The organism is Metabacillus rhizolycopersici, assembly GCF_020075705.1.
In genome coordinates this window covers 37,688-45,101 of record NZ_JAIQUM010000046.1, presented here as the reverse complement: position 1 = coordinate 45,101, position 7,414 = coordinate 37,688, and the positions used below count along the sequence as shown (strand labels likewise).

General features: G+C 37.6%; 8 protein-coding genes. 3 read left to right on the top strand and 5 right to left on the bottom strand.

All coding sequences use genetic code 11. The features are described 5' to 3' along the window. A partial coding sequence (locus tag K9V48_RS18125) for a zinc ribbon domain-containing protein (RefSeq protein WP_224140556.1) occupies positions 1-193 on the top strand: 193 nt, incomplete at its 5' end. A gap of 160 nt (positions 194-353) precedes the next feature. On the opposite strand, the gene K9V48_RS18120 is transcribed toward K9V48_RS18125, so the two are convergent. The 5 genes from K9V48_RS18120 to K9V48_RS18100 form a co-directional block, all read right to left on the bottom strand. Further along, entirely contained in the window at positions 354-2,330 is a 1,977-nt protein-coding gene (locus K9V48_RS18120) for an FtsX-like permease family protein (RefSeq protein WP_224140554.1), read from the bottom strand. Further along, positions 2,323-3,090, bottom strand: coding sequence for an ABC transporter ATP-binding protein (locus K9V48_RS18115; protein WP_224140552.1), 768 nt, complete (start codon positions 3,088-3,090; stop codon positions 2,323-2,325). Before K9V48_RS18115 ends, K9V48_RS18120 begins: the two co-directional genes overlap by 8 nt. Positions 3,091-3,230: 140 nt before the next feature. Further along, positions 3,231-4,244, bottom strand: coding sequence for a sensor histidine kinase (locus tag K9V48_RS18110; RefSeq protein ID WP_224140550.1), 1,014 nt, complete (start codon positions 4,242-4,244; stop codon positions 3,231-3,233). Positions 4,245-4,246: 2 nt separating this feature from the next. After that, positions 4,247-4,918, bottom strand: a complete 672-nt coding sequence (locus K9V48_RS18105; protein WP_224140548.1) for a response regulator transcription factor — start codon at positions 4,916-4,918, stop codon at positions 4,247-4,249. Between the two features lie 166 nt (positions 4,919-5,084). After that, positions 5,085-5,381: a hypothetical protein gene (locus K9V48_RS18100; protein WP_224140546.1), complete on the bottom strand. Its 297-nt coding sequence runs from the start codon at positions 5,379-5,381 to the stop codon at positions 5,085-5,087. A 217-nt stretch (positions 5,382-5,598) separates the two neighbouring features. On the opposite strand from K9V48_RS18100, the gene K9V48_RS29455 reads away from it, so the two are divergent. Next, positions 5,599-6,336 (top strand): IclR family transcriptional regulator, encoded by a 738-nt coding sequence (locus tag K9V48_RS29455; RefSeq protein WP_224140544.1) that lies wholly within the window; start codon positions 5,599-5,601, stop codon positions 6,334-6,336. 77 nt (positions 6,337-6,413) lie between these two features. Further along, positions 6,414-7,346: an aldo/keto reductase gene (locus tag K9V48_RS18090; protein ID WP_224140542.1), complete on the top strand. Its 933-nt coding sequence runs from the start codon at positions 6,414-6,416 to the stop codon at positions 7,344-7,346. Positions 7,347-7,414: the final 68 nt, after the last annotated feature.

Here is a 7,414-nt window from a genome sequence, read left to right as displayed (position 1 = left end):
TGGCGGGCTACTTGTAAAAGTAGAACCACACTACACATCACAAGACTGTTCTTCTTGTGGTGAACGTGTAAAAAAATCACTTTCCATTCGTACACATATTTGCACAAAGTGCGGGGCGGTATTGGACAGGGATCATAATGCAAGTCTGAATATCCTCCAAAAAGGATTAGAGCAACTACTTGTGACCAACTAACAGAACTGATCAAACTGTAGGGCAGGGTTGTGTCCGAACAGTATAATCTACGCCTGTGGAGATTGTGTAAGACATAGTGGGAACCCCCACTTATGCAACGGTCTAAGAATCAGGAAGCCCCTTCTTCAATCAGACCGCAAGGTTGATAAGGAGGGGTCATTCACCTTACGATCTTATAGTACTCCCTTGCTGTAAGGGAATAGACAATCGCATAGAAGATAGCAAAGACTAGAATGGTTCCTCCGGTTGTGAGGGCAAACAATGTAACATTTGTAAGATTTAATAAAGCTAGTAGTTTGGTAATTACTGTAAACGCAAAAGCAATATGGATAACCGCTGTTACTAGTGGCAAGAAAAATACCATCAACACTTGACTGCGAATCGCTTTTTTTACTTCAGCTTTACTTAAACCGACCTTTTGCATAATTTCGAAACGATGTTTATCATCAAATCCCTCGGAAATCTGTTTGTAGTAAATAATTAGAACAGTGGCCATGATGAACAATGCGCCAAGGAATATACCAAGGAAGAAAAGGCCACCATACAAGGAATAAAAGGACTCTTTGGATTCTTCCGAACCTTCTACCATTCCATCGACGGAGAGTTTCTTCAGTTCACTTTGGATGACATTCGTCAGGGCGATTTCATCTTCTGCCTTTCCTTCCGCGTCAAAAGCATAATTGTAGGATAAATCTACCATGCTATTGGGGTTTTCGTTGATCGTACTATTAATCTTTTCGATTGTTTGCAGATCAGGTACAACAATGCAGTACGTATTTGCGAGCAAGGCAGAGGCTAATCCATCAATGGTTAGGTGGTCTAATCGATCCTTTACTTTGAATGCATTTCCAGAAATATCAATGGTGTTCTGATTGATTTCACCTCTATAGGTAAATAACAGTACTTCATTTTCTGCCAAATGGACGGATTCGTTTTCCAGCTTATTATATTCACTCAATGGCATAACATTGAGTATCGCTATTTTTTCAGATGATATGGAACCAAGGCGACCGCTTGAGAAAACATGACCGTCTTGAATAGTTGTATATGCTATGTAGCGGTACTGAACTGTATCTTTTACCTTAATATTATGATTCTCTGCTTCTTCTAAAACAATCGTATCGATTTTTTTCGATACTTCCTCTGAAACATTTTGTGCTGTTATAGAAATATCTTTTGGAAAGCGCGTCCGGAGTAGATCTTCCATTCCGATATACAATGCCACGGTTGTTGATAGCATGACAAGTACGGCTGTTGATAAAATACATATACTTGCTAAACCGGCTGCGTTTTGCTTCATGCGGTAGATCATACCCGATACACTGATAAAATGTTTGGTTTTATAATAGAAATTCTTGTTCTTTCGCAGCATTTTTAATAGTGCAACTGTTCCTGCAATAAACAACGCGTAAGTTCCAATCATGACAAGAACTACCGCCAGGAAAAATAAATTCACTGCATCCAATGGTGATTCGGTTGTCAGGGCAATATAGTAGCCTCCGGCAAGAGAGAGGGTCCCGACTACGCTTAAAATCCATTTTGTTTTCGGCTCTTTTTCACCGGTCTGACCACCCTTAATTAGTTCAATTGGTTTGGCCAGGTGAATTTGCCTCAGGTTGTTAAGAAGGGTCAGCATAAAAATAATCGCAAATAGGATCACGGTAGCTATCATAGAGTCTAGGGAAATAAAATAACCAAAGGGTATGTTAAATTGTAAAAGGTTAAGGAGCAATAAAAACATTAATTTGCTTGCTAGAATACCAGTAACCAATCCGCCAGCCAAACTGACGAAGGAGACAAAGAATGTTTCCCAGACCATCATATACGCTATATGCTTTTTCTCCATACCAAGGATATTGTATAAGCCGAACTCCTTTTTACGGCGTTTGATGAGAAAGCTGTTCGTATAAAATAGAAAGATGACGGAAAAGATGGCAATGACGTAAGTCCCTAAACTTAAAAGACTTTTCAGAGAGGTTCCACCGGACATTTGATCTAAACCTTCATTTACTGAAATAAAATGCAGGATATAGTACATGACACTTGTGCCGATGCAAGTCAACATATAGGGGAAATACGTTTTTCCATTCTTTTTGATATTGATTAGTGCGAGTTTGGCATAAAAAAATTTACGCATTTCTTGCACCACCCGTTGCCATAATGTTTAACGTGTCGGAAATCAATTGATACATTTCTTCATTCGACATTGAACCTTTATAAAGCTGATGGAAAACAGCACCGTCTTTAATAAAGAGGACACGACTAGCGTGACTGGCAGCCTTTGTACTGTGGGTAACCATTAAAAGCGTTTGACCACCCTGATTAATCGTAGTAAATAAACGAAGTAACTCTTCGGTTGAATGGGAATCCAAAGCACCCGTTGGTTCGTCGGCAAGAATTAACTGCGGATTTGTAATTAAAGCCCTTGCTACGGCTGCCCGTTGTTTCTGACCACCAGACACTTCATATGGGAATTTTGGCAAAATGTCGCTGATACCCAGTTTTTTTGCAATCGGCTGTAGATGGCTGTTCATTTCCTCGTAAGACTTCCCCGATAGTACTAGTGGCAAAAAGATGTTGTCCTGTAAAGAAAATGTATCGAGCAGATTAAAATCTTGAAACACAAAACCTAGATTTTCACGTCGGAACATCGAAATTTCCTTTTCCTTAATGGAAACAATATTTTGACCATTTAATAGAACCTCACCGCTTGTTGGTTTGTCGAGTGCAGCTAAAGTATTCAGCAAAGTCGTTTTTCCAGAACCAGACTCTCCCATAATCGCAACATACTCACCCTTTTCTACTGAAAAAGTGACATCTGATAATGCTTGAACTTGATTCCCTCCAAAGCGGGAAGTATATACCTTTTTTACATTTTTCACTTCTAATATGAACATCGTCATTACCTCCGTCAAATTTGCTATGCTCAGTATAGCAAAACGAGGAAACGGGCCAACATAGCTTTGGCTTACATTTCCTCGTCTAATCTAACAATTTTGTAAGATTCGGTAGAATGAAGGTTGCAAGTGGGAGAAAGTCATTCGACATGAAGATCATTTGTTGCTAAATCAATGAATATCTTGGTTCCTTTTCCTACCTCAGATTCCATCTCGATAGTGTGAGATAACTTTGTTAAAATCTGCTTGCAAAGGTATAAACCGATCCCTGTCGATTTTTTATCTGCACGGCCATTATAGCCTGTGTATCCTTTTTCACATACACGAGGCAAGTCTTCAGGTGCAATCCCTATGCCTGTATCTTCAATGACAAGCGTCTTTTCCTTAGTTGGATTCATATAAATCGAAATTTTACCTTTATTCGTGTATTTAATGGCGTTTGATAAGATCTGTTCGATGACAAAGACAAGCCATTTTTCATCTGTTAATACTTCACAGCTTAATTCTGTAAAAGAAAGCTTTATCTTTTTTCGAATAAACATTTTTGCATATTTCCGGACAGCTTGTTTGACAATATCATCTAAGCTGTACCTTTTTAGCACAAAATCAGAGGTCATATTGTCAAGACGAAGATATTGCAGCACCATTTCTACATATTGCTCAATCTTAAATAGCTCCATCGACAATTCAGCGTTTTGTTCGTTTTCTTCGGTCTGGAGTAGAAGGTGCATCGCTGCTATTGGTGTTTTAATTTGATGGGCCCATAGGGTGAAATAGTCGACCATATCTGTACGTGTAAGATCAGCTTTTGAAGCGGTTTGCACTTTCGCGTTATGAAGCAGGGTCATCAATGTTCTATAGTCTTTCTCAAACATATCCCTGGAAGGGGGAAGTTCATCTATACTCACAGTGATTCGCTTTTGTAAATCTACTAAAAATTTATGGCGCTTGTAATATTTTATAAAATCTATGATTCCAAAAATAAGACCTATATAGACACATAAGGTAAAAGCATAGACGACTGGTTCCAGTGGTAAATGATAGAGTGAAAAAGTAATAGAGAATATCCCCGCAAACAAACAGAAGAGAATATAGTTAGATTTGTGCGACTTAAAATAGGAAATGGTTAGTTTTAAAAATTCGTTCTTATTCATTTTCACTCTACCAAATATCCAATCCCTTTTTTCGTTTTAATAAAATCGTCAAGTTCAATATCGGCTAATTTTTTTCGTAAACGATTGATATTCACCGTCAGTGTATTATCATCAATAAAGTCATCAGTTTCCCAAAGTCTTGTCATCAAAGTGTCTCTGGACACTATTTTCCCTTTGTTTTCCAGGAGGATATGTAGGATTTTATAATCGTTTTTGGATAGCTCTATTTTCTCCCCATTAAACGTCAAGGTAGAATCGCTCGTATTGAGGATGGCTCCTTTATGTTCAAATAAATGGGTTTGCCCGGTAAAATCATAGGTGCGACGTAATAAAGCCTGTACTTTGGAAGTAAGGACATTGAGGTCAAATGGCTTGGCAACAAAATCATCTCCACCCATATTAATCGCCATGACAATGTTCATATTATCGGAGACAGAAGAGATAAAGATGATAGGAACTTTGGAAAGTTTTCGAATCTCCGTACACCAATGGTAGCCATTGAAGAATGGCAAGGATATATCTAAAAGTACCAGCTGCGGATCAAAGGAAACAAACTCGCCTAAAACATTTTTAAAATCCTCCGCACATTCCACATCATATCCCCATGATGTCAGGTGTTTCATCACGGTTTTTGCAATTACAAGGTCATCTTCAACGATTAGAATTTTATACATGTAGATATCCTTTCTTAATGAGTATTTAAAGGATGTTACCTATTAGTAAGCTATATTTTTGATAATATTATAGCACTAAATTATTGAAATTTTTCCAATTTTACGGTTGTGTAGTTGAGTTTTCAGTAATGTTCAAAGTATCTATAATACTTAAACTTATTTTGTTCTACGGATAAGAATTAACAATGCTAGTCCAACCTAGCTCACCTGCGCGACTAAAGCCATAAACAATTCCGACAAATGTAATCATGATAAAAATGACACTCGTATCATCAAATTTCACCTTTTCCACTGGTTTACCTTGTTCAATAGAAAAAGAACCAGCAATGAAGGAAATCATAAGAATGGGTAAGAGAAAAATAAAAATATAGCGCCAATTTAAAGTGGAAGCAATAATCTTTCCAAAGGTTGGTCCAAGTGCAGGTGTGATGACTGTTAAAGAAGTAGTAAGTTCCATTACCATTATTAAACCCCCAAAAACTAAAAGGTAGGTTATGAATGAAAATTACGGCGCTTTCCCGAAACAAGGAACAGCGCTTATTTCTATTTTAGGATAATGGGTGAAGATTAAGTATAGGGCATAGATCAACAAAAAGTTTCAAATAGTGGAACAAAAACCTTAATGATTGAATTAAATTTTGAATGTGGTTTAAGATGGTTTCAGAGCCGAGGTGAACTTTGTGAGTAAATATGAAGCTTCTACATTAAAAAAGGGACTCCAGATCTTAGAGTTATTGAAAAAAAATCGATCTTTAACGTTGAGAGAGATTTATGAGATGCTTGGGCTAACGAAGACGACGGCTTTTCGGTTAGTAAATACGTTGGAAGATATGGACTATATTAAGAAATGTGGTAAATACTTTGAATTGAACAGTGGGATGTTTCTTTCCACTAGTGAAGGAAAATCATCTATTGACTGGACTACCTTACAAAGTCCATATCGTTTGGGGGTGAGTGTGGGAGAAAACGTGTATATTGGGACACTAAATGGAATGGAATTGGTCATGCAGCAAATGATTAAACCTCCTTTCAAAGAACCTTTTCATCAAGAGATTGGTAATCGTTCTCCTGCTCATCAAAGCGCGATAGGAAAAGTGATATTGGCCCATTTAAATCCAAACGAGCAAAAAGATCTATTTTCTCATCTTTCTTTGACGCAAGCAACGGAGCATACATTTGTAGATCCAGAGCTTTTTTTCCATCATTTAAATGTCATCAAAAAACAAGGGTTTGCGATAGATGATGAAGAGAGATTTTTAGGAGTTCGTTGTATAGCAGCTCCTGTGTTTCGTGACAAGCAAATCATAGCGGCCGTTGCAATAGCTGGCCCAAGCGAAAGTATGAAAAGGAGTATTTTGCGGAGCTTAACGCGTAAGATGATTGATGGCAGTAAAGAAATAACAAATGAAATAAGCTAAGGCTCTGACTTACAAAGTCTGTAGAAATCCATTGTTTCACTTGTCTAAAATAAAAAGCATGAAAAGGGGAATGGAAAATGACTAAGCAAACACAATTAGGAAAAACAGGTATCTACGTCAATCCGATTGGACTTGGAACGAACGCTGTTGGAGGACATAATCTTTATCCAAATTTAGATGAAGAAGCAGGAAAAGAGTTGGTGCGAACAGCTATTCATCACGGTGTCAATTTTTTAGATACTGCATTCATTTACGGACCAGGGCGTTCTGAAGAATTAGTCGGAGAGGTCATTAAAGAAACAGGTAAGCGCAGTGACATTATTCTGGCAACAAAAGGTGCGCATAAATTTGTTGGACAAGATGTTGTATTGGACAATTCTCCGGAATTTTTAAAACAGGCGGTTGAGGAAAGCTTACAACGTCTTCAAACAGACTACATTGATTTATTCTATATTCATTTTCCAGATAATGATACACCGAAGTATGAAGCGGTTGGTGCTTTAAAGCAATTAAAAGATGAAGGGAAAATTCGATCGATCGGGGTATCTAATTTCTCGATTGAGCAGTTGAAGGAAGCGAATAAAGATGGTTACGTTGATGTGTATCAAGGTGAATACAACTTATTGCAGCGCTCTGCTGAAAAAGAATTATTCCCATATACAATAGAAAAGGGAATTTCGTTTATTCCTTACTTCCCGCTTGCAGCTGGTATATTAGCTGGTAAATACTATAAAGACACGGTATTCAATGACCTTCGTTCAAATATGCCGCATTTACAAGGAGAAGTATTTGCGAAAAACTTAGAAAAAGTAGAAAAAATTCGTGAGATTGCTCATGCAAAGCAAGTAGATGTAGCTCATGTTGTCTTAGCTTGGTATTTAACACGTGAGTCCATTGATAGTGTGATTCCAGGTGCAAAGAGGGCAGAACAAGTACTAGATAATTTAAAAACATTAGATGTTGTCTTAACAGCAGAAGAAATTCAAGAGATTGACCGAACATTTCGTTAATAAATAACATAGGAGAAAGGGAACAACAACAAACAATCCCTTCTTACTATACAGAATCCATCTCATTC

Bases quoted from the DNA above. Each gene is read 5' to 3' on its own strand.
- K9V48_RS18105 (WP_224140548.1), bottom strand. From the start codon at position 4,918: ATGTATAAAATTCTAATCGTTGAAGATGACCTTGTAATTGCAAAAACC.
- K9V48_RS18110 (WP_224140550.1), bottom strand. From the start codon at position 4,244: ATGAATAAGAACGAATTTTTAAAACTAACCATTTCCTATTTTAAGTCG.
- K9V48_RS18090 (WP_224140542.1), top strand. From the start codon at position 6,414: ATGACTAAGCAAACACAATTAGGAAAAACAGGTATCTACGTCAATCCG.
- K9V48_RS18115 (WP_224140552.1), bottom strand. From the start codon at position 3,090: ATGTTCATATTAGAAGTGAAAAATGTAAAAAAGGTATATACTTCCCGC.
- K9V48_RS18100 (WP_224140546.1), bottom strand. From the start codon at position 5,381: ATGGTAATGGAACTTACTACTTCTTTAACAGTCATCACACCTGCACTT.
- K9V48_RS18120 (WP_224140554.1), bottom strand. From the start codon at position 2,330: ATGCGTAAATTTTTTTATGCCAAACTCGCACTAATCAATATCAAAAAG.